Raw genomic sequence first — 23033 nt, 5'->3', positions numbered from 1 at the left:
TCCTTAGAGGTAAAGCCATAGTGCCGCAAATGGCCCAATACCCTCACCTACGTTTTGTCCGTAAACGTCTTGTGTCAACCCCAGCTGCAGACCAATCTTTTTAGTTGGCCAATACACAATACTTGGCGCGATCGTAAATAAATTGTAGGACCCATTTTGTGGAGTTGCCAAACCGATGGTATTCCAATTTTGAATGAAAATCCAAAAACGGTCTTGGAATAACTTTAAGCCTCCCTCAAAAATGACCTGAGCCTGATCTCCAGGGCCGTAGCGTTGGAGCACGCCTATGGAGCTATCAAAAAACCAATTTATTTTTTTATTTTTTGAGGAACCCCCAGTACCAATCAGTAACGCTTCACCCGTATTTAAGCGACCATTTTGGGGTGGAATATTGAGATGTGCGCCGTGCCCTAATGCATCAACAAGCAGCTGGGTGGATACAACAACCGAATCCCCTTTCCAGAGCAAGAACCTCCCTAGAAGCAAATTATCGCTCCCTCCTCCTTGGGTTCCATTCGCTTGCGTATTACTTTGCAGCCCAGAAAAATATCCGCCAAAGGTGAATTTATCTGTAACGCCGTATTCAAAATAATCACTGCCATAGCCTTTTTTATAAATCGGGCTAGAGCGCAAATGCCCTCCAGTCGTCCAATAGTTGGTGCTCTGATAATATTGTCCCGTAGCAATATTAAGAAACTCCCCTTTACTGCGGACCCAGGCACCGGTATGAGCACTTGTGTACGTAAATAAGCCCAGTAAAAGACACATTACTAACCGCTTTTTAACCATCTACTTTATTAACCTTATCAATCCTTCCATTTGATGGCTAAAGAATACCTTGATTTTTTTAAATAAAACAGCTCATTCACAACACTTCTTTTTTTATAGTCGAGCTCTTATGCAAACAAAGAATTACAACGACAAGCAATTAAACACAACGAATTTATTCCTACCAACACTGGGTATCTTGCTTAAGATCAGTTAACATGTAGCCTTTCTTAATAAACCCACCCTATTTATGAGCGATCAAAAGAAAACGACACATTTCGGCTATACCTCGGTAGGCTGGGATGACAAAGAAAAAAAAGTCGCAGAAGTCTTTCATTCCGTAGCGAAAAACTACGACATGATGAATGATCTTATGTCCCTTGGTATTCATCATTTATGGAAACGCTATACCATAGAATTAAGCCATGTGCGTCCTGGACAAGTAGTTCTCGATTTAGCTGGCGGTAGCGGCGATCTTACTCGTCTACTATGTAAAAAAGTTGGCGATACCGGACGAGTCGTTTTGGCAGATATTAACTCCGCCATGCTCAATGTAGGGCGCGATCGCTTACTTGACGAAGGCTTATACAAAAACATCGATTTTGTCCAAGCCAATGCTCAGTGCCTACCTTTTGTAGACAATAATTTCCATTGCATTACAATGGGTTTTGGCCTGCGAAATGTAACGGATAAAGACGAAGCCCTGCGCTCCATGTACCGCGTCTGCAAGCCGGGTGGAAAAGTGATGATTTTAGAGTTTTCTACTCCGTCTTTTCCAGGATTAAAGCCTGTTTATGACTGGTATTCATTTAATATCTTACCGAAGATAGGTAAACTTTTTGCACAAGATGAAGCCAGTTATAAGTATCTTGCTGAATCGATTCGTATGCACCCTAATCAGCAAACCTTGAAAAAAATGATTGAAGATGCCGGATTCGAAGATTGTACCTATCATAATCTAAGCGGTGGAATCGTGGCCCTACACGTTGCTTATAAGTATTGAGTTGATTATGTTAAAAAAATATTCATTAAAAGCCTTACAAAAAGCAATAAATACAGCCATCTTATTGGATGAACACATGCCCAGCAAATTGCAGGCATTAGATGGCAAAACCCTGGAAATGATTATTGCGCCATTAAATGTGCGTTTTTTTATTCAGTTTAGCCAGGGCGCTGTCGAATTATTAGATTATTATGAAGGCCAAGCAGATACCATAATTCATAGCAGTCCTCTAGGTTTAATTCGTCTTAGCCTTTTGCCTGCTTCTAAAGCACGCTCCCTATTTAACGATAAAATTCGGATGTCTGGTAATATGGAGCTGGGGCAACAAGTTAAAAAATTATTTGATGAAATGGATATCGATTGGGAAGGTCATTTAGCTCATTTTACCGGTGATGTTGTTGCTCACCAGCTTGGTTCTTTTGTGCGCAAAGGCTTATCCTTTACCAAACGGATTGATGAATCAATGCGCCAGAATATGTCTGAATACCTCCAAGAGGAACTACGCATTCTGCCATCTCAAAATGAACTGGAAGACTTCTATAAAGAAGTGGATGAATTGTCGTTAAGCGTTGAGCGCTTGCAAGCCCATGTAAATCATTTAATAAGCCGCCATGAAATCGATTAAACAACTCTTTCGTATACTGCACATCAATTACATCTTAGCCAAAAATGGACTCGATAATGTCGTAGTCTCGCTAAGGCTTTTTGCTCCTTTTCGCTTTATCGTTTATTTAAATCCATGGAATTGGTTTCGTAAAGAGCATCTAACTCATGGGCAGGCATTGCGTAAATCATTGGAAGAACTAGGCCCCATCTTTATTAAATTTGGCCAAGCCTTGTCTACTCGACCAGACATTTTACCTCCGGAAATCGCGCTGGAACTAACTAAGCTGCAAGACAGCGTTCCCCCCTTTTCTAGTGAAAAAGCCATGCAAATCATTGAACAAGCCTACGGCCAATCACCCTATGATGTCTTTGCACAATTTGACCCAGAAGCGCTCGCCTCAGCCTCTATGGCTCAAGTTCATGCTGCAACCCTTAATACGGGTAAAGAGGTCATTGTTAAAGTACTCCGACCGAATATGCGGCGATTGATTGAAAATGATCTAAGCATTATGCACACTATTGCTAAATGGGCAGATCGTTATTGGCCAGAAAGCCGCCGCTTAAAGCCACGAGAAATCGTTAAAGAATTTGAACACACCCTGCTTGATGAACTCGATTTATCTCGAGAGGCTGCAAATGCCGCCCAATTACGCCGCAACTTTGAAGGCTCGCACATTTTATATATCCCAGAAATCTATTGGGATTATACCCGCAATGATGTTCTGGTTATGGAGCGTATTCGCGGTATTCCTGTTTCCGATTTAAATACGCTGAAAGCCCATGGTGTAGATGTGAAAAAACTCGCCGAACGCGGCGTAGAAATCTTTTTTACCCAAGTTTTTCGCGATTGTTTTTTTCATGCGGACATGCACCCAGGTAATATTTTCGTATCCTATGAGCATCCTAAAGACCCACAATATATTTGCATCGATTTTGGGATCATGGGCACCCTAAATGATAATGACAAGCGCTATCTTGCAGAAAACTTACTCGCCTTCTTTAATCGTGATTACCGACGGGTTGCGCAATTACACGTTGAATCAGGATGGGTTGCTCGCGATACTCGTGTAGATGAGTTTGAAAGCGCTATTAGAACTGTCTGTGAACCCATATTTGAGCGCTCATTAAAGGATATTTCCTTTGCGCAAGTAGTATTGCGCCTGTTCCAAGTGGCTCGCCGCTTCCAGATGGAGGTACAGCCGCAATTGGTTTTATTACAAAAAACATTGCTGGCGATTGAAGGTTTAGGCCGTCAACTCTACCCTGAGCTGGATCTTTGGACTACGGCCAAACCATTCCTAGAACAGTGGGTAAAAGATCAGATTGGCCCGAAGGCTTTTTTCCAACAATTAAAACAGAACTTGCCATTTTTTGCTGAGCAGTTACCGCATATGCCCCGCTTAATTTTTGATGTGCTTGAACTGAAAAAAGAGCAACTCATTGCCGAAAAAGAAATGATTCGCAGCAAGCAAGAAAAAGAACCATCATCACTTAGTGGAAGTAATATAGCCATAGGGGCAAGCATGGCCTTTTTATCAGTTGGCCTGCTGGAATACCTCCATCTACTCAATCACAAACAACTTACCATAATCACCCTAGGTGGGTTTGTGGTTACTGGATTGTTTGCTTTATTTAACCGTAACATGAGGAATTGACATGGGACTCAGTGGTATTAGCCCTCTTTCTTTATTATTAATCTTAATCATTATTATTGCCCTATTTGGTACCTCCAAATTAAAAACCATCGGTTCAGATTTGGGAGAAGCCATTAAGAATTTTCGCAATGCATTGAATGATGATTCCATCAAAGACAATTCCAAAGAAGATAATAAATCCTTATGAGCATGGAACTTCTGGTAATTTTTATAGTTGCGCTAATCGTATTTGGTCCTAAAAAATTACCCATGTTAGCAACTCATTTGGGCTTGTTAATGCGCCAAGTACAGCAGTGGAAAACAAAGGCGCAAACGTTTTGGCAACAACAGCTCAATGAGTATCAATTACAAGAAAATCAGCGTAAAGCTGAAGAGGCTGATAAACATTATAAAGAATCGCAATAACGTTATGAGATAGAATTATGCTTTGGACGAGTTTTGGTGAAGGGCAGTACAATAAAGTTTTTCGCAACGAAGATCACTCGCTGATTCTTAAAATTCAAAAAAAAGATAATATTGCTGATACTCCAGAGCGTTCCGTGCGCTTATGGAATGAAATTAACCCTCATCTATCACCGCCAGCCAAAATAATTCAGAGTATCCATGGACGAGGCTGGGTTTGTCCTTATGTACCTGGGTGCGCAGCGAGCGATCATGAAATAATGCTTGGGTTGCTTGATATTTTTAACCGCACAGGCAGAATTGTGGTTGATGCCACGTCAACGAACAATTTTATTGTCACCAATGATGGAACCCTGGTCTGTGTTGATATCGCGATGGCCATACAGTTAGAACAAAGAGAAGAGGCTTATTTGTCTAATTCCAAAGCGAAAAGGGTCAGTATTGACAGCATTATGACTTGGGATGACAAATATTTAGCCTATGGGCCATTTTTTTCAAATCACCGTACTGAGAACCCTAAAACCATAAGTACCATTAAAGCTTTACTCTTTATACGCATATACCGTCCGGATATTTACGATGCCGATTTCTTAAAAGATGATCCCACGCTTAGAAAAAATTTAGCTGCGGCCTATGATATCCATATCCGAGAAAACAAAGAAGTTTTTGGTCCGCAACAAAGAATGCCATCATCTATTCGTATTGCGGAAGCCTTAGATGACTTGTTAAGCATAAGAGCGGTTACCTTAGAAAACATTAAAGATAGTTGCATCAATCAATTGCATCGGTATATTAACTCAAGGGGTTCATTAGATATCAATCAAGAATTTCAATCCTCATGGGTAACCCGTTTATTTAGGGATCCGGTATTAACCCTCCGTAAAACTAATGATGCACTACGTTTAATTAACGTTCTTAAGCAAACTGATTCATTAAAAAAATTACAAAATTTGCTTGCCGTTATTCCAGGGGAAACATCGTTGTTTTCCAGTCGGTTTTCTAGTGGTTATGAATCTAGTGTTTCTAAATGCCGAGAAATTGCCGCCACTGCGGAAGAACACTATTATTGCGAGATCGATAAAGGAGCTATGGCTACTCAATCATTCAGGTAAAAAAATAAAGAGCGCTATGTACTTGTGGATTGCTTCGTTACTACGATGCAATCCAGGATTCTGTGCCTTGAATTTATAGGTTACTGCGCATCTTCATGAGCTATCGTCATTTTCCTTAAATTTAAATCAGCCCATAAATATTCGGCAATCGGCCCATGCGCGGGCTTTTGCATGCGTATCGCGCCCATAACCACCAAGCGCTCATCAAAATGAGTTCCTTGTAAATAATGCAACCGTCCATCCGCGAGCTCTTGGGTGATTAAATGCAGCGGTAATCTTCCCCAGCCAAGGCCTGCAACGATGATGTCCTTCTTAGCCATCACATCACGTACAGTCCAGTGACGGCCATGCTCAATAACCCCAAAAGAAAAGTCAGACTGCGATGAGTCGCGCAGAATTACTTGCATGCATTCAGAAAGCGTATCCAAATCATCTAATTGTTTATGATAACGCTCAATAAACTCAGGCGCCGCGACGGCAACCAACGGTTCAGTGCGTAAAGGAATAACCTCTACAGCTTTTTTCATCATTAAATTTTCACTGATAATTAAATCAGCCTGATTCCTCAATAAACGCTCACAAGCACCACCCAACGATTCTGAAAGAAAGTGGAATTGTGTACCAGGGAAGCGATTAATCCAGCTTTGCAAAAGGTTTTTAAGGCTAGCGAGAGGAAAAAATACATCAATGGCAATGGTAATATCGCTCTCTTGTTGTGCCTGCAATTGCTCTGCAAATTGACTGACATTATGCCAATGTCCAATAAGTGATTTCGCACGCTGATGTAATTTTACTCCCTCCGCCGTTAACACCGGGCGATATTGGTTACGATCAAAAAGAAGCATTCCAAGCTGCTCTTCCAATTTTTTAACTGCCGCTGTAATTGCCGGCTGGCTTTTAAATAGAGATTGAGCCGCTGCATTAAAGCCACCACGCTCAACCACCATGACAAAAACACGCAAGGCATCAAAATCAATATCCATCAGTTTTTTTTATTAAGTTTATAAAAACTTAATATTATCAAATTATAAAGGATTTCTCTAATCTGATAATTAACTAATTCAGGGAGAAACATCATGTCCACTATTGAAGACACGACACAACAGCTACTCCGTTTAATCATGAACCAGCGCCGTATTAGCGAAGATGCTGAAAAAAAATGCCCAGGCGTTGCATGCGGTTTCTGCAGCCAACACCCACGAGCGAAAATTCAGCAGGCCATCTGCGATGAACGTATGTTGACCTTAATCCTTCCGGCCTTTCCCGCGAAGTCAGCGAATCGGCAAAAAACCTTATCGGCCAAGCCCGATCGTGGCGAAATTATGGGTTTAACACAACTCAATCAGCTATGCCAAAACATGCAAAAGATTTATCAACCCGGAGTGAAGTTAATTATTTGTTCGGATGGCCGTGTATTCAATGATTTGGTATTAGTCAGTGATGCAGATGTGGATTTATATCAGCAAGGTATTCAAAACATTATCGCCGAACATAGGCTGAATCATTTAACTACCTTTAACTTGGATGAGGTTTACCTCGGTCATAATTATCAAAACATGCGCGAATTACTCATGCTGGAATTTGGCCAATCTTTAGCAAGCTTAAAACAACAGATCCTCGAAGAACCACATTGGCGCTATCAGTTTAATGGCATTCATCGCTTTATTATTGAAGATCAATTAGTGCTAAAACCTGAGCAAAGCAAAAATAAATTGCGACAGCAAGCCAAGGAAACTGCCTATGAAGCCATGCGCCGTTCGAACGCCTGGTCTGAGTTGCTGGCCCAATATTTTTCTCAGTCCCTACGCCTGTCCATTCACCCACAACCCTGCGGCTCTAACAAAATGGGGATTCAATTTATCCCTTCTGGTAATCGCTGGAGCACTCCTTGGCATAATGTTTTGCTAAAAGACGCTCAGGGCTGGCAATTAATTAAGCGCGAAGAAGCTGAGCGGTTGGGAGCGACATTAGATGAAGATCATTACGTTTTGGAGGCAAGCTAATGCAACCGTACATCATTCAAACCAAAGAACCCCGTTGTTTAACCATGCTTTCTCTCGAAGCCATACTCAACCAAGTAACAGAACATAAAATTGTGCTCTTGCGAGGCTTTCATCCCTTACCGCGCGAAGCATTAGTAAATTACTGTCAAAGCCAAGCTCGCTTGCTTTCTTGGGATTTTGGCCCAGTAATGGAAATGAAGGTGGACACCACCCCCAAAAACTACCTATTTACCGAAGGCGATGTTCCCTTGCATTGGGATGGAGCCTTTCATAAAGAACCTCGTTTCTTGTTTTTTAACTGCTTGCAAGCCCCCGAAACGGGCAGTGGCGGTGAAACTGTATTTATCAATACCGAAGCAGCCTGGGAAGCTGCCAGCACTACCCAACAAGCACAATGGCGTCATTACGCCCTAAGTTTTCACACGGAAAAACTTGCCCATTATGGCGGTTCTATTACACGCGACTTAATCAATTACCATCCAGACACACAACGCATTATTTTACGCTTTGCCGAACCCGTAGGTGAGGACTATTTAAACCCAGTAACAGTACGCGTCAATAGCAAGAGTGAAACGGAATCACAAAAAATTCTAAACACGTTAAGTCAGCACCTGCGCCAGCCGCAATTTATGTATCAACACCAATGGCAGCCAGGTGATTTTTTGATTGCCGATAATTTTTCTTTGCTGCATGGACGTAATGCCTTTCAGCGCCATAGTCCACGGCATTTACGAAGGATCCAAATATTATGACCGCTTATACACTTATGCAATTAAAACAAAATTCCACTCCAGAACAATTCAGTAATCATGTACGGGAAATGGGAGATATTTTTTGGTGGGATCCTGGAAATTTCTGGGTTATAAGCTCCTATCAACTGGCAAAACAGGTGTTGATGAGTGAGGATTTTAGCTGTGACCGCAGCCCATTTTTTATTTCACGCATGCCGGAAATGAATTTGTCATTGATCACTGACTTTTTTAAAGTGGTCAGTAAAATGATGGTGATGAGTGATGCCCCAGAGCATACGGATAGAAGACGAATTTGCTATCATGGCTTTAGCTCTAATTTTCTCGAGCAATTGCAGCCATTGATTCAAAACACCATTGACCGCTGTCTGACTGAGTTTACAGGGCAACAACCCTTTGATTTTGTTAGTCAACTGGCACAACAAATCCCTTCCGTCACCTTGGCAGAGCTTTTCGCCATCCCAGATACAGAGCGCATGGACTTTTATCATTGGTCGAATGACATGACCCAATTTTTTGGCGGCTCAACCAGTTATTTGGATGCTGATGGCATTAAGGTGAATCACAGCGCTCAATGCTTGTATGATTATTTTGCCCAATTAATTAGCGACAGACGTCATAGACCAGGTAATGATTTTTTGAGTATTTTATTAGAGCATCAGGCGCATTTTGGCTTAAATGATGAGGAGATTATTTCGCAAGCCATTATGATGTTAGTTGCAGGACAAGTTACCACCACCGATCAGCTCTGTAATAATCTTTTTATCTTATTAAGTACCCCGGGCTTATGGAATGAAGTACGACAGAATAGGCATGCTCTTGATGCCTATATTGAAGAATGCAATCGTCTTGATCCGGCGGTAACCTTTATTTTCCGCGTGACCAAAAACGATACCTTGTTGGGTGATCAATTGATCGAGAAGGGTAAAGTTATTTTTATTTCAACCCATGCGATTAATCGTGATCCTCATTATTTTAATCAGCCAAATGGTATTAGCCTTGCAAAGAATAAAGCGCAACATTTTAGTTATGGTTATGGTAGTCATTTTTGTTTAGGGGCAAAGTTGGCGCGTATGGAAATGCATCATATTTTTAAAACGCTGCTGCAGCGCTATCCTAATCTGAGTTTAGAGGCTGAAAAGCCCGCACTGAGAAAACATCATAGTTTATCGTTTTCGGGATTTGAGCAACTTTATTTGCGAGCGTAGGCTTCTAAAAAGAAAACCTGGTTGCAGCAACCAGGTTACATCTTAATTTATCGTGTTACGAGTGCTACGTTGGGGCATGAGGTTCGACTCATTAACTAATTCCCGAAGCTCGTCGATTAAGGTGATCGTTGTTGTGCGTAAGCGTGTAGCACAACCAATATTACTCATAAATGAATTAAAATAGAGGGTTGTTGCATTTTGCCCTAATGAAAAAATAGCTTTATGATGAATATAGTTATTTCGTTGTAGATCAAAGTCGCTAATGAGCTTTTTAATTTCATTTAAGTCAGTTGCATTTTGGATATCAGTTACAAAATCTAACAGCATTTGCCCTTTATTAGAGACTCGGAGGTTGGTGCCAAAAAAAGAATGACTGCGAGGATCGTTTTTTAGGTACGTTGCATAATTCTCTATCTTTTTTAGAACTGGAGTTAATTTCTCATTCCTATACGGCTTTGGTTTTTCAGAGGCGGGAGAGCTCTCTCCCTTGCTAGCCATCATTTGTGGTGGTATCGCCAACGGAATTAGCGCAGGCACTTTTGCTTGCATTAATTGCAGCGTTTCAATTACAAAGGTTAAATGCTCATGTACAAGCGCGGTTCTGTGCGGATTATCTTTCTTTGCACGTTCAAGATATTTCTCGGCTCCAGCAAGAACCTGTATATAGCGGTACCCTGTCTCTTTATCTGGCTGCTTACTATGTAAGTTATACAGCATGGTGAGCTCGGCTCGCTCAAGATCAGAGATAACATCTTCCCATTTGAAGTAATCAGGTATCTTACTATCCAATTTATACGAACTTGTTTTGTTATATGCTTGTACATAATCTTTATATAACTTAGTCGCAGCATTTGCTTCATAATCAATTGCTTTTTGCGGTTCTGCTGAAGATGGAGGAAGCACAAGATCCTTCAATCCCTCATGGTTTTTCTGGTAAGGAGTGAGTCGTTCAATTATAAAATGGACGTGTTCATTCAGTAAAACCCTTCGCTCTGCTGAATGCTTATGGATGGTATTCGCGTCTTTGAGATCAAGATATTTCTTGGCGATTAAAATAGCTAATATATACTGATAAAAAAAACTATATACTTCCAAGCTAAATATATTTTTATGTTGGTAGAGATTTTTTGTTTTGGCTTCGTACTCAGCGAACACCTCAAGTATTTTATTCCAATTAACCTCGGGCTTGGGCATATAATCCTTAGGTTGCAATCTATCTGTGCCTAAGTATGCTTTCAGTTGCACTATTAATTCGAGAGCGGCTTGTTTACGATAATGCGGCATAATTCATCCCTGCCTAAATAAGTGAGCAAAAATCTATCAGATAGCATCGTAAAAATCAAGATGGGAGTTGTACGAGTGGAAGCCTTAAAAGATTAATGTAATGATGTATTCAACTTATTCGCTTTTGGTGATACTGGTGAGAAACGTCGGGCCAGGGACCCGACCTACAGCATTACACGACATCCAAGCTGCGAAAAGACTTATGTTGGCCTGACCTGATTATCTTCGTCTTGTTCTGCATCTTCATCGGGTCCCTCATTTGGAGTGGGCTCAGGGCCTGAAGTGGGCTCAGGCATTTTAAAGTTCTTAAAGTCATCGCCGTCGATGAAATCCTTTTGCCCTGCTTTAAATTCAGTACCGTCACCGTTATATAATTTACCATCACCATTTGAATAAGCCATTACTTTATTCGTATCGCTATCTACCATGACAAAGGGAATCCCCGCCTCTGCCTGCTCTTTACTAAAATCAGCGAGATCATCAAAAGACTTAAAGTGCATGGTGATACTGCCATCCTCTTCAACTTTGGGGGGATGTTTCTTGTACCAATCATCTTCACCAAACCGATCTTTATAGGCCTTCAACAATACATCAAGCTGTTCGCTTTGTATCGACACTTGTTTTTTCTTCGCATTTTCTTCGTCATCTAATTGAGTGCCTATCTGTTTAGCAATATCTGTCTCTCCGGTTTCTAAGGGAGCAGATAAGAAAACCTCATCTTCCTGTTCAGTTTTTTTAGCAGTAGTTTTATCAGAGGTTTCTTTGGGCTCGTGCATCGCTGTACTTCCTTTTGATTACATATATACGATTAATTATAATTCAATTTTTTTGCACTGAGTGAGAAAGTAATAAATTGTTTTACGAAAAACGCTCTACGGGTTGATGACAATAAGGGATCTTATGATGTTTGGCATAATAATCTTGATGATAATCTTCTGCCTGCCAAAATGTCTGCACCGGCAATAGGTGTGTTGCCACTTGATAGCCACGCTTTTGAAGCATTTGCATCAAGAGCTCAGCCTCATCTAATTGTTCTTGATTATAATAAAACACCGCGCTCTGATACTGCTGTCCAATATCAGGGCCTTGTCCCAATTTTTGAGTTGGGTCATGAATTTCAAAAAAACGTTTCAACACCTGGTGGTAATCTGTTTGCGCCTTATCATAAATAACGCGTACGGCCTCATAATGTCCGGTATTGCCTTGACAGATTTGCTCATAACTGGGGTCTAAGGTCACACCACCAGTGTAACCAGACTCAACCTTCAATACCCCAGGAATCAACTTTAAAAAATGCTCTACACCCCAAAAACAGCCGCCAGCAACAATGGCCTCCTCGGTATCTAAAACTCTGTTATCAGCAATAAAATCAATGGAAGCGGAATTAACACAATGGCGTAAATTGTTTTGGGTAAAGTATTCGCCAGTAAACACGTGCCCTAAATGTGCATCACAGCGCTCGCAAAGAATTTCCATGCGTCTGCCATCGCTATCGGGAACTTGTTTCACAGCCTGCACAATATTCGCATCAAAACTAGGCCAACCGCAACCAGAGCTGAATTGGCTTGAGCCACGAAAAAGTGCCAAGCCGCAGCGTCGACATAAATAAGTACCTTGAGTAACTACTTGATTATAAGCCCCTGTGTGCGGATATTCTGTGGCTTTGTCACAAATTACCCGCTTTGCTAAAGGCGTTAAACTGGCAGTTTTATCAAGATAATCATTCATAATCTTTTATCGTGGTTGTGCTTGGCAGATTTTATCCGCTAAGTAACCTACGGCTCCTGCATAATAGATAGAATTATTATAGTGCAAAATCATCTTATAGTTAGGGAAAGCCATAAATGTAGGACCGCCATAAGGCTCAACAATACTTGCATTTAAGTTTTGATGAGGCAATGGTTTGCCATCTTCTGTAAGTACCCCCAAAGAAGCCCATTCACTTACTGGTTTAATCGTAGTTTTACCTTCCAATGCACGATCAAAATTCTTAGGTAACTTAACTTGAATAGCCCAGGGCTCATCTGTTTGCCAGCCATTTTGTTTCATGTAATTCGCGATGGAAGCAAAGACATCTGGTTTACTTTTCCAAATATCACGGTGACCATCACCATCATAATCCACTGCATATCTAACCCAGCTGGAAGGTAAAAATTGTGGTTGTCCGGAAGCACCGGCCCACTCGCCTTTAAAATCAGCTAAACTAACATGGCCTTCATTAAGAATACGTAGGGCAATGAATAATTCTTTACGGAAGAAGTCTTTACGGTTTGAATCATAAGCCAACGTAGCTAAGGCTTTAATCACTGGGAAATTACCCATGTAGGTGCCATAACTGGTTTCCATTCCCCAAAAAGAAACAATAAAACAAGGATTTACTCCATATTTTTTCGCTATATCTTCAAGTATGGCTTGGTTCTTTTTAAATTCTTTGCGCCCAATTGCAATTCGGTAATTATCCACTCGAGTGCTGCGGTATTTCATAAAGGTCAACCGATGTTCAGGCTGTGACTTTAAAAGCCCTTTAATGGCATGGCTGGGTTCCCGGATTCCGGCAAAAGCACTATCAAAAACCTCTGGAGGAATGCCTTGAGCTAAAGCCTCAGTACGTACCTCCGCAACCCATTGATTCCAACTTTGCTGTTGTGCGAAAGCAATTTGATGCATCAAAATACTTACTATTGCGACTAGCCACCACTTTCTCATAGCCCTTCCCCTTTATTTTTCTTTAAACTAAAAATGTATTCTATAAGATGACGTGACGTATGTACAACCACGTGGCTTCAAGCAAATCGTAGGCTGGGCTGTAAAGCCCAGCAAAACACGGTTTATGCTTACTCTCAATGCCGAGCGTTACAGCCCAGCCTACATAAGATATAGCCGAATAAAGATACCCTTACAATGCTTCCATAAAGGCGGTTAAATCTGCTTTTTCCTCTGGAGTCAACTTGAGTTGCAACACTAAATTGAAGAACTCCACGGTATCAGCCAAAGTCAGCAAACGACCATCATGCAGATAAGGAGGAGAGTCTTTTATGCCTCTAAGAGGGAAGGTTTTAATTGGTCCATCACCGACAACTTTCATTCCATTAACCATTTGCGGCTGATAAAAATTTTCCGTCTGTAAATTATGCATGGTGTTGTCGGTATAATAAGGTGCCGCATGACAAGTACCACATTTCGCTTTACCAAAGAACAGCTCTTGCCCACGCATTTCAGCAGGTGTTGCTTTAGCTGGATCAAGCTTTCCTTCCCAGTTTAATTTAGGTGCTGGAGGAAAATCGAGGATAGATTGGAACTCTGACATAAAATGAACCTGGCTACCGCGCTCTAAAATGTTAACCCCTTTCTTAGTAGCAATAACTGGATCCCCATCAAAATATGCGGCTCTTTGTTCAAACTCAGTAAAATCCTCTACTGTTTTTAAGGCACGTTGAGAACCAAATAAACGTTGAATATTTACCCCACGCAAAGTCGGGGTATCCACGCGATGGCGCACTTCTTGTGGTCGGGCCTCTCCGGTTAAATGTGTTGCTTTATTCGTATGGCCATTCGCATGGCAGTCAAAACAGGCAACTCCACGACTTGGTTTTAGTGAGCGGCGATCTTCGGTTTGGTTAAATTGTTGTTGTGGAAAGGGGGTCAGTAAGAGTCGCAAACCTTCGATTTGCTTCGGATTCAAAATCCCATTAAATAACTCATAATAGTTGTCAATGGTTACTAATTTACCCTTCGATACATCACCCAACTCTGGATGCGTAGTTAAGAACATCGGGGCAGGGAATGGGGGTAAAAAGTGATCAGGGATATCGAAATCCAAATCAAAGCGGGTTAAATCTCGATTTTCTTGTTTATTAATTTCATCAATAGCAAATTTAGGAAATACCATTCCACCCTCAGCATGATGCGGGTGAGGTAGAGGCAAAAAGCCTGCGGGGAATAAACCTTGTTTTTTAATTTCCTCAGGACTCATTTGTCCTAATTTTTCCCAAGTCACTCCTGCGGGCAATTTAACACGCACGCCCTCTTGAACTGCTTTCCCATTAGACATTTTTGCCGTTGGTGAGGGCTTGTTGCTTAAGTCATAGCGTTGTTTTAACAGTTCTTGTTGCTTGGCTTCAACTTCTTGTTTTGCTGCACTCATGCGTTGCAAAATACTTTGAAAGGATTCATGAATAGCGACTGGAGCATAACTTGTGGGAACATTATTATTTGCAGTAGGAGTTAAGGCATCTGTAGCAGGCTTATCTGCATAGGAAACGGAAAAAATACTGCCTGTTAATACCGCTAATCCTAAAGATTTTTTTAACATAGCCAAAGTCCATTTTTATGATAAAAAGAGTTTTTTCATCATAGAATAGTTAGTTTAGAAATTCAATGTGGAAATGAAAATACGGATACGAACTGTCGCTTGGATGAGGGGCTCGACGCGCCCATGTTACACAACACGAATACGGGCTACGTTGTTTAAGAAAAGCTACAGCTATTATTCACTGCGTAGGGAGACTACAGGCTCTAGTTTTGAGGCGCGGCGAGCAGGGTAAAAGCCGAAGAAAATACCGGTGGCGGCTGAAACCATGAACCCTGCCAGCGGTGGTAATAGGTAAATGGTAAAATTCCATCCACTAAAATAGGCAACGATCCAAGTAAAAATTAATCCCAGAATCACTCCGAGAACGCCTCCCACTAAAGAAAGCATGACCGACTCGGCTAGAAATAAAGCTTGGATGTCGCTATTTCGGGCTCCCACCGCTTTGCGAATACCAATTTCCTTTTTTCGTTCGCTTACGGAAACCAACATGACATTCATTACCCCAATACCGCCAACCAAAAGAGAAATTCCGCCAATCACTCCCAGCAATAAAGTAAAAATATGGCCTTGGCTCTCCATGCTGGCAATAATTTGTTTAGCGCTGCGTGGAAACACACTTAGCTTTGGGGAAAAGGAGCTAATGAGTTGCTTTATGTCAACGATGATTTGATCAATAGGGCTATCCGCTCTTAACTCCAATACTGCATTATTTATTTTGGCATCTTTACTTACTAAGTTCATACCTGCCAAGGGAATGATCACCGCTTGGTTTACGTCCTCATTAAAAAAACCATTTTCCTTCCACCGTTCGGCAATCCCAATAATGGTATAAAGAGACTGGCCTATGCGTACCTGCTTGCCAATTGGATCATCGAAACTAATCTGTTTAATTTGCTGGGCCAAACCATCACCAATCACACAATAATGCTCAAACGACTCCACAAAAGACACAAAATGGCCTTGGGCCAGTTTAATTTTTATAATTTTGGCTAAATGCTCATCAGCACCAATCAGCGCCCCTTGCATGGTTTTACCCTGAAAACTCATTGGCTGAAAAGCCGTGCTGTAGGGAGCTATGTCTTTAATATAAGGGATAAGTTCAGAAAGTTGTTGCCATTGATCAATGGATAATGAACTCGCCTGGCTTGGCGATTTGCTTGGTTCTTTTTGATAAACAGCAACCGCTAATAAATCCGTTCCCAAGGCTTTAAATTGCTCTAAAGCTTTTTCCGTAGCTAATTGCCCGCAACTGATTAAAGCCACCACGGCGGCAGTTCCCACTAAAATACCTAAAACAGCTAAAAAAGAGCGTAGCTTTGCCGCTGTTAAATTAACTAAAGCCTGTTGGACAAGACGTTTGAAGTTCATGGCAAATTCTCCGCCACCACGGCACCATCAGCCAGAGTGATTTGCCGTCGACATAGGGAAGCAATATGCTCATCATGGGTAATCATAATGATCGTACGGCCTTGGGCATGCAAGCTTAAAAATAAATTCATCACTTCTGTGCCAGTGCGAGAATCTAAAGCTCCTGTGGGTTCATCCGCTAGAATGACCTGTGGTTCAGTCACCAACGCACGCGCAATAGCAACCCGTTGTTGCTGGCCACCGGACAATTGAGTAGGACGGTGATGTGCGTAACGGGCCATACCAACATGCTCTAAAGCGGCTAAAACTTTGTCGTTGATTTCTGTGCTCGGAGTACCTCGATAAATTAATGGCAGCGCTACATTTTGCATAGCATTAAAACGGGGTAACAAATTAAATTGCTGAAAGACAAAACCTATATGCTGATTACGTACAGCAGCCAGCTCATCATCACTTAATGCCGACACATTCCGCTCATTAAGCAAGTAGGTTCCTGTATCTGCCTTATCTAATAAACCGATAATATTCATTAAAGTCGATTTGCCTGAGCCAGATGCCCCTACAATGGCTAAGAGCTCACCTTCTGAAACAGTCAAAGAGACTTCTTTTAATACGGTGGAGCTGATACCTTCAAGATGATAAGTCTTTACAATATTACTCAGACTCATTAAAGGTTTAGCCACCGAAGACCGGCTACTCATAAACCACCACATCCCCTGCTTTTAAGCCCGTTTCGACGACAACCGTATCAGCTTGTGCAGCGCCCGTGGTTATCATTCGTTTTTCCAAGCCTCCTGAGGCGTTTTGTACCATCACGGTATTTTGCCCTTTTTCTCGCTTGATGGCCGCAATTGGAATGATTAATTGATTACCGCTATCGACACTAAGCTCAATTGCCGCACTCATGCCTACTTTAATCCAGCGCTGCTGTTCTGGGGTCAACGATTTTACTTCGACTACTGCCGTAAAAAAGGGTAATCCATTACTGGTATTTGAAGCCTGGGCATTTACAGCGACTAGTTCGCCCTGGAGTGGATGCTTACCAAAAGCAATACCGCTAATGCTGGCCTTCATTCCCGTATGGATCTGGGAGATATCAATTTCTGGCACTTCAATTTCAATACTAATTCCGGTTAAATCACCAATCAATGCAATAACCTGGCCTCCTTTAACTGAGGCACCCACGGTAATGCGAGCGGCTTTATCCTCACCTGCTTTCGGTGGATAAAGCAAGACGCCCCCACTTGGTGCTTTCAAGCGAATTAAATTATGTTGCGATGCTAAAATAGCACGTACCTTATCAAAATCAGCCAGCTTTAAGGTCGACATTTTTTTTGCATTACGCTCATCTACCTTTTCCAGCATTTCGGTAAGTTTACGGGTCGACTGCATAAGCGTGACCCGCACTGTATCCATATTAGACTTTTCACTAAGGTAATTATTTTTAGCCAATAAACCTGCATCCCATAAATCTTGAGTACCAGAAAACTTGGCTTTGGCGATGGAATAACTGTCTTTCGCTTTTAAATAATCGGTTAAAGTCTCATTAAACTGTTTTTGTAGGTCCGTAGAATTCAAGGTTAGAATGACCTCTCCTTCTTTGACTATTTGCCCATAATGAAAATTCATGGTCTCGACTACAGCCTCCATGGGGCTGGTAATAGTGCTTTCATGCAAAGGCTGGATAGTGCCCGTAAAATGCAAATTTTTATGTAAGGCTTGCGTTTTGACTTCAAAACGATGAGCACTATCTGCTTTTTGCTGTTCATGACGACCGCACGCAGAGAGAAGACTGCCAATCAGGATTAAGGCAGCGATGTGCCACCGATTTAAATAGTTATTCATCCACCATACCTAAGTTTAATTTTCCAGTGATCTAATGTGGTTCCCAGAATACGTTGCAATGTCGAAATTTGATTAAGATAAGCAACTTTGGCCGTAATTAATCCCGCCTGCGCCTGAATCAATTGATTCTGCGTATTGTTTACCTCCAGGGCTGTAGCAATTCCTGCTTGTTGTTTTTTCTTTTCCAAAGCGTAGGATTGTTCTGCTAATTTCACTTGCTTTTGCGCTAACTGGTAGCGTTTGGCCAAACTTCTAATGCTATTAATGATATTCGTAATGTTGGTAATCAAGGCTCTTTTGGTCGCAAGCAAATTGAGTCGATCTTTTTCCAGACGTATTTTTGCATTAATCAATTGGCTACGTCGACTCACATCATTCAATGGCACCGTTACCGTCAAACGTGCCGCTTCAGTGATATTGTGGCCATTGTAGATCCCACGAATGCCATTGCTCTTTCCAGTCACATCATTGACCGTACCACTTTGTACGTTTGCACCTAAGTCCACCTGCCAAAGCTGTTGGTTTTTTGCAATTTTATAAGCTCGTTCATCCGCGCGTAAGGCCAATTTTTGTGCCAAATATAAGGTATTATGCGCTAAAGCTTGTTCAATAGTTTTCTTTAAATCTGGAACCGCTATTTTTTCAATAACCACATCGCTGGGTACGGACAAATGTGTTTCCGGATCGAGGCCTATTGCCTGCAATAACTCCTGCGTTGCGTTTTGAAAATCATTTTCACCTTGCTCAACCATCAAACTCAAAGACTCAATTTGATAAGACTGTTGAATGTTAGCGGTAGGCTCCAACTGCCCTGCGGCGATTTTCTTTTCATTAATTTCATGCGACTTTTGCGCTTCTTTTAATTGCAAGCGTTGGTTTTGTAAAGTATTACCGCTAAGGATCAACGAACGGTATGCCATAATCACTTGGGTAATTTGATCGGAGACGGATTGACGCAAGCTTAACTTATTTAACCATTCGGTATCGATAGCATTTAATAATGCTGCTTCATTCACATTTTTACCAAAACCGCGCAGTAAGGGTTGAGTGAGAGAGAAACTTAATACCGGGCTAAAATTATTGTCCCCATAGACATTATTATCGATATTAAGGCTAGCTTTAGTGCCTAATTTAGTACGTAACCCCAACTCAGGGCTGGCCAGAAAACTATGTGTCGTATCAGAACCCACCCCATTAAAGCGGCTTTTTTGGATTACTCCCGAAGCACCTAAAGCATATTGCATTTCAAATTCATTATTGGCTAAACGCAATTGATAACGCTGGACCACCCGATCCAGCTCCGCATTGCGGATATTCGGGTTATAACGTAAAGCCAGCAAAATAGCTTCTCGTAAACTTAACTTGCGTACAGCTTTCTTACGTGCCGCCGGCGAGGTCGGTAGCTCAATCCAATTTTTCAGCATAAATTCAGGCCGAGCAATGGCCTGCTCTAAGCGTTCTTCTGCCTCTTTTAGCTGCTGTTTATCCTCTGTTATTGTTAAGGCAAAAACCGGTAAACTAAGCAATGCACTCAACAAAAATAACGAGAATCGGTTCATTAGCTCACTCATTCATTCTTGTTCCAAACTGCAAATCGTTGCTTATCCTGCAAACGTAAGGCAGTTAATTGTCCTCCCCAAAGACATCCTGTGTCTATGGCATAAATTTTAGGATTAGGGCATTGCCCCATGAGTGCAGCCCAATGTCCAAAAACGATGTCGACATCAAGCTCTTTACGATTAGGCACTGCATACCAAGGATAAACATCTGCGGGCGCTGCGGCAAGTGTCCCTTTATAACTCAAATTAAGCCCACCCTCTGCATCACAAAAACGCATGCGGGTGAAATAATTGGTAATCATTCTTAAACGATCGACACCAACCAGATCATCACACCAAATATCCGGTTTATTTCCATACATATGCGACAAAAAATGGTGATAATTCTCCCCCGCAAGTACCACTTCAAGCTCACGTGCCAGCCGTATGGCTTTGGGCAAATCCCACATCGGGGCAACCCCGGCATGGGTCATCACCAAATTAAACTCTTCTGAATAATATAAAATCGACTGCATTCTTAACCAATGGCCTAACTCTTCTTTATCGGGTGCCTGCAAAATTTCCTGAATAGTATCATCATGCCCTCTCCAAGGCTCATCGCCAAATATAGAGCCTAGTAAATGCAAGTCATGATTGCCTAAAGTAATTCTGGGTGCTAAGGGTAAAGATTTTATAAAACGTAATACCGCTAGCGATTGAGGGCCACGGTTTACCAAGTCACCAACAAACCATAAGCGGTCGACTTTTTCATCAAAATCGATGTGTTCTAAGAGTCGTTGTAAAGGGTCATAGCATCCTTGGATGTCACCAATGGCATAATCAGGCACCGTTTTTTGCTCCTGGTCGTAATGCATTCCCCGTATTTTCAGCTGCCTGCCATTGACCTGTCGCATTTAATTTTTGCAAAGTAGGAGCGACCACCGCATTTTGCTGCTGAGTCAGTTGGGTATGATATTGCGCCTTGTTGACTAACTCCATCGCAGACATTGTTTCTACTTTACCGGATAAATGCTGCACTTTCACCGAGCTAGGTAAAGCAATCGCGTATTTAGAAAATACAATACCACTTTCCATTTGCTGATTTTGCATTTGCTCAAAGCGACTCAGTACGCTACCGTCCGCGTTGCGACTATGTAAGCCTAAAGAAAGAAAACCATTTTGGATTGCTTGCCAATTCTTATACTCAGGATGCTCGCGCACAAAGAGCTGGAACATTTCCTGGCACATCAGCATGCCTCCAGGGACCATAAATAAAGGGGCCTTATTAATCATAATACGGCCTTCATCCAAGGACTTAATAAACCACTCTAAAAATTCCAGTCCTGCAGACCGCTCTTTTTCTAATAACGTCTCTGGTACACCACCACTAAAGGTTCCCGCTCGTCCATAAGGGCCTGAAGGGTTTTGCATGCCACTACGCAACATAAATTCTGTAAAATAGCGCTGAATGGCAATCGCATCCGCACGGATCAAAATAGCGCCCAAGGTTCCTGCAGAGCGTTCATCTTCATTGAGTAAGGCTAGCCATACCGCTAAGACTTCACCATTCGATGCAATCCAAGAAAAACCACTGGCAGGCATCAGAGCTCTCGCAAGCAATAAATTAATGCGACGGCGCAGTTCAACCTCAGATTCTTTTTGGAACTCATAAGAATAAAATTGACCAACAGAGCCCATACTATCTAGAAGTGGGTTCCATTCACGTAACAATTGACCATTGCTATCAAATAGATTAATACGATAATCAATAAAGAGCTTACCTATTCCCTGTAAAATCGCGGCGGAAAACAGGGCATACTGCCAAAGCATCTGTTCTTCAGATACCGTGCCTAATCGCTCTTGAACCATAAATTCCTGAAACAGGCTTAGCGCTGCTTCGGTACGATTTAAAGCATGATCAACCAATCCGCCAGGTTGAGAGTAATAACTGTTTGTGGTTTCAGGTAAACTTTGGCAGTAATAAACTAAATTCTCAATGAGCCGGGTACATAAACTTTCATAACGTGACATTTCAAGATGAGAAAACACCTGTATTTTTTTAATTAATACTTGTCGTCGTTCTTCAGCCAAAAACTGACCAGCGGTTACAATGCGGGTTAAATCTTTTATAGATTTTCTTTGCATAGACAAAGAATTTTTACGCTCTCGATGAAACAAAGCCATCTCCATAATGATTAATGACTCCATACGTTAAGTTAAGTAACTATCCAGCTACGCGAAGTATTAATCTCCAATATTGTGGTGAATAATTACAAATCTTTCATCCCAGTTATTAATTTTACACTAATTGGAAACAAATTTCGCTAGTTGGACATATTCAGCGACAGAAATTTGTTCTGGCCTCTTACTTCCATCGATGCCCAAATCATGTAGCTGATCCGCTGATATGATCCCCTTTAAATTATTATTCAAGGTCTTACGACGCATAGCAAAGGAACTTGCTACCAAACGCTCCAATTGCTCAACCGCAACAGCTTCAAAGGGTGATTCTTGATGTGGCACTAAACGAACAACAGCTGAATCTACTTTCGGCTGTGGCTCAAACGCTTCGGGCGGTACATCAAATAAATACTCTACATCACAATGATACTGCAGCATTACGGATAAACGTCCATAATTTTTGGTCCCCGGAATGGCAGCCATGCGCTCCACAACTTCTTTTTGCAGCATAAAATGCATGTCTTCAATCGATGAAGCAAAGCCTAACAAATGGATTAATAATGGCGTGGAAATATTATACGGTAAATTACCAATAACCCGTAATCGAGAACCAAATTGAGCATAATCAACGGTTAATGCATCGGCAGCTATTAAATGCAAGCGGCCACCTGCTCCGGAATAATCCAGCCAGTGTTGTTGTAGATCCGTGTCAATTTCAACCACTGTTAATTGTTTTAGGCGTCGCAGTAACGGAATAGTTAATGCGCCTAAACCAGGGCCGATTTCCAATATATTATCTTCCGGCTGTGGATTGATGGAGCCGAGGATGTCTTCAATTACATGCAAGCTTTGCAAAAAATTTTGCCCAAAACGTTTACGTGGAATGTGCTTCACTGTAGACACTCAAAAAAAATAAAAATGGATTATATCCTGCTTATGGAGTAGGAGTAAAATTGCATGCGTCAAAAATCAGTGATGGTTGAGGGCAACCCTAACGTA

Annotated in this window: 23 protein-coding genes; 9 read left to right on the top strand and 14 right to left on the bottom strand. The window is 41.6% G+C overall.

What is annotated here, in order from left to right:
* Positions 1 to 3: 3 nt before the first annotated feature.
* Positions 4 to 789, bottom strand: coding sequence for a hypothetical protein (locus J2N86_RS00570; RefSeq protein ID WP_252580240.1), 786 nt, complete (start codon positions 787 to 789; stop codon positions 4 to 6).
* Positions 790 to 1018: 229 nt separating this feature from the next.
* Between J2N86_RS00570 and ubiE the strand changes: the two genes are divergently transcribed.
* From ubiE to J2N86_RS00540, 6 genes are read left to right on the top strand one after another with little or no spacing between them, the layout of a single operon-like run.
* The gene (gene ubiE, locus J2N86_RS00565) at positions 1019 to 1771 is read left to right on the top strand and encodes a bifunctional demethylmenaquinone methyltransferase/2-methoxy-6-polyprenyl-1,4-benzoquinol methylase UbiE (RefSeq protein WP_252580238.1); all 753 of its coding nucleotides are present in this window, start codon (positions 1019 to 1021) and stop codon (positions 1769 to 1771) included.
* A gap of 7 nt (positions 1772 to 1778) precedes the next feature.
* Positions 1779 to 2396: a ubiquinone biosynthesis accessory factor UbiJ gene (locus J2N86_RS00560; RefSeq protein ID WP_252580236.1), complete on the top strand. Its 618-nt coding sequence runs from the start codon at positions 1779 to 1781 to the stop codon at positions 2394 to 2396.
* Positions 2383 to 4032 (top strand): ubiquinone biosynthesis regulatory protein kinase UbiB, encoded by a 1650-nt coding sequence (gene ubiB, locus J2N86_RS00555; RefSeq protein ID WP_252580235.1) that lies wholly within the window; start codon positions 2383 to 2385, stop codon positions 4030 to 4032. Before J2N86_RS00560 ends, ubiB begins: the two co-directional genes overlap by 14 nt.
* Position 4033: 1 nt before the next feature.
* Entirely contained in the window at positions 4034 to 4219 is a 186-nt protein-coding gene (tatA, locus tag J2N86_RS00550; RefSeq protein ID WP_252580233.1) for a twin-arginine translocase TatA/TatE family subunit, read from the top strand.
* A complete protein-coding gene (locus tag J2N86_RS00545) occupies positions 4216 to 4437 on the top strand; it encodes a Sec-independent protein translocase subunit TatA/TatB (RefSeq protein WP_252580231.1) in 222 nt (73 codons plus the stop codon). The genes tatA and J2N86_RS00545 overlap by 4 nt, the downstream gene beginning before the upstream one ends.
* Positions 4438 to 4454: 17 nt before the next feature.
* Positions 4455 to 5546 carry a hypothetical protein gene (locus tag J2N86_RS00540; RefSeq protein WP_252580229.1) on the top strand — a complete coding sequence of 364 codons (1092 nt, stop codon included), beginning with the start codon at positions 4455 to 4457 and terminating at the stop codon, positions 5544 to 5546.
* Positions 5547 to 5626: 80 nt separating this feature from the next.
* Here J2N86_RS00540 and J2N86_RS00535 read toward each other — a convergent pair whose 3' ends face one another.
* Positions 5627 to 6529 (bottom strand): LysR family transcriptional regulator, encoded by a 903-nt coding sequence (locus tag J2N86_RS00535; RefSeq protein ID WP_252580227.1) that lies wholly within the window; start codon positions 6527 to 6529, stop codon positions 5627 to 5629.
* Positions 6530 to 6622: 93 nt separating this feature from the next.
* Here J2N86_RS00535 and J2N86_RS00530 point away from each other — a divergent pair, with 93 nt between their 5' ends.
* Genes J2N86_RS00530 through J2N86_RS00520 form a run of 3 tightly spaced genes read left to right on the top strand, consistent with a single transcriptional unit; the run spans position 6623 to position 9506 of the window.
* Positions 6623 to 7549 (top strand): isocyanide synthase family protein, encoded by a 927-nt coding sequence (locus J2N86_RS00530; protein WP_252580225.1) that lies wholly within the window; start codon positions 6623 to 6625, stop codon positions 7547 to 7549.
* Positions 7549 to 8301, top strand: coding sequence for a TauD/TfdA dioxygenase family protein (locus tag J2N86_RS00525; protein WP_252580224.1), 753 nt, complete (start codon positions 7549 to 7551; stop codon positions 8299 to 8301). Before J2N86_RS00530 ends, J2N86_RS00525 begins: the two co-directional genes overlap by 1 nt.
* Positions 8298 to 9506, top strand: a complete 1209-nt coding sequence (locus tag J2N86_RS00520) for a cytochrome P450 (RefSeq protein WP_252580222.1) — start codon at positions 8298 to 8300, stop codon at positions 9504 to 9506. The genes J2N86_RS00525 and J2N86_RS00520 overlap by 4 nt, the downstream gene beginning before the upstream one ends.
* Positions 9507 to 9548: 42 nt before the next feature.
* Here J2N86_RS00520 and J2N86_RS00515 read toward each other — a convergent pair whose 3' ends face one another.
* From J2N86_RS00515 to rsmA, 12 genes are all read right to left on the bottom strand, one after another.
* Positions 9549 to 10790 carry a hypothetical protein gene (locus tag J2N86_RS00515; RefSeq protein ID WP_252580221.1) on the bottom strand — a complete coding sequence of 414 codons (1242 nt, stop codon included), beginning with the start codon at positions 10788 to 10790 and terminating at the stop codon, positions 9549 to 9551.
* Between the two features lie 200 nt (positions 10791 to 10990).
* Complete coding sequence (locus J2N86_RS00510; RefSeq protein WP_252580219.1) at positions 10991 to 11566, bottom strand: hypothetical protein; 576 nt, start codon at positions 11564 to 11566, stop codon at positions 10991 to 10993.
* A gap of 82 nt (positions 11567 to 11648) precedes the next feature.
* Complete coding sequence (locus tag J2N86_RS00505) at positions 11649 to 12518, bottom strand: bifunctional methionine sulfoxide reductase B/A protein (protein ID WP_252580218.1); 870 nt, start codon at positions 12516 to 12518, stop codon at positions 11649 to 11651.
* A 6-nt stretch (positions 12519 to 12524) separates the two neighbouring features.
* Complete coding sequence (locus tag J2N86_RS00500) at positions 12525 to 13457, bottom strand: lytic murein transglycosylase (RefSeq protein WP_407658996.1); 933 nt, start codon at positions 13455 to 13457, stop codon at positions 12525 to 12527.
* 229 nt (positions 13458 to 13686) lie between these two features.
* Entirely contained in the window at positions 13687 to 15102 is a 1416-nt protein-coding gene (locus tag J2N86_RS00495) for a cytochrome B6 (protein WP_252580215.1), read from the bottom strand.
* A 174-nt stretch (positions 15103 to 15276) separates the two neighbouring features.
* A complete protein-coding gene (locus J2N86_RS00490) occupies positions 15277 to 16470 on the bottom strand; it encodes an ABC transporter permease (RefSeq protein WP_252580214.1) in 1194 nt (397 codons plus the stop codon).
* A complete protein-coding gene (locus J2N86_RS00485; protein WP_252580212.1) occupies positions 16467 to 17171 on the bottom strand; it encodes an ABC transporter ATP-binding protein in 705 nt (234 codons plus the stop codon). Before J2N86_RS00485 ends, J2N86_RS00490 begins: the two co-directional genes overlap by 4 nt.
* Positions 17164 to 18315 (bottom strand): efflux RND transporter periplasmic adaptor subunit, encoded by a 1152-nt coding sequence (locus tag J2N86_RS00480; protein WP_252580210.1) that lies wholly within the window; start codon positions 18313 to 18315, stop codon positions 17164 to 17166. Before J2N86_RS00480 ends, J2N86_RS00485 begins: the two co-directional genes overlap by 8 nt.
* A complete protein-coding gene (locus J2N86_RS00475) occupies positions 18312 to 19874 on the bottom strand; it encodes a TolC family protein (protein ID WP_252580208.1) in 1563 nt (520 codons plus the stop codon). The genes J2N86_RS00480 and J2N86_RS00475 overlap by 4 nt, the downstream gene beginning before the upstream one ends.
* An 8-nt stretch (positions 19875 to 19882) precedes the next feature.
* A complete protein-coding gene (locus J2N86_RS00470; RefSeq protein ID WP_252580206.1) occupies positions 19883 to 20701 on the bottom strand; it encodes a symmetrical bis(5'-nucleosyl)-tetraphosphatase in 819 nt (272 codons plus the stop codon).
* On the bottom strand, positions 20694 to 22043 hold the full coding sequence (locus J2N86_RS00465) for a conjugal transfer nickase/helicase domain-containing protein (protein ID WP_252580204.1): 1350 nt from the start codon (positions 22041 to 22043) through the stop codon (positions 20694 to 20696). The genes J2N86_RS00470 and J2N86_RS00465 overlap by 8 nt, the downstream gene beginning before the upstream one ends.
* Positions 22044 to 22157: 114 nt before the next feature.
* The gene (gene rsmA, locus J2N86_RS00460) at positions 22158 to 22928 is read right to left on the bottom strand and encodes a 16S rRNA (adenine(1518)-N(6)/adenine(1519)-N(6))-dimethyltransferase RsmA (protein ID WP_252580203.1); all 771 of its coding nucleotides are present in this window, start codon (positions 22926 to 22928) and stop codon (positions 22158 to 22160) included.
* Positions 22929 to 23033 lie beyond the last annotated feature (105 nt).

Origin of the sequence: Legionella lytica (assembly GCF_023921225.1) — a bacterium.
Taxonomy (GTDB): domain Bacteria; phylum Pseudomonadota; class Gammaproteobacteria; order Legionellales; family Legionellaceae; genus Legionella; species Legionella lytica.
This window is presented reverse-complemented; position numbering and strand designations above follow the sequence as displayed.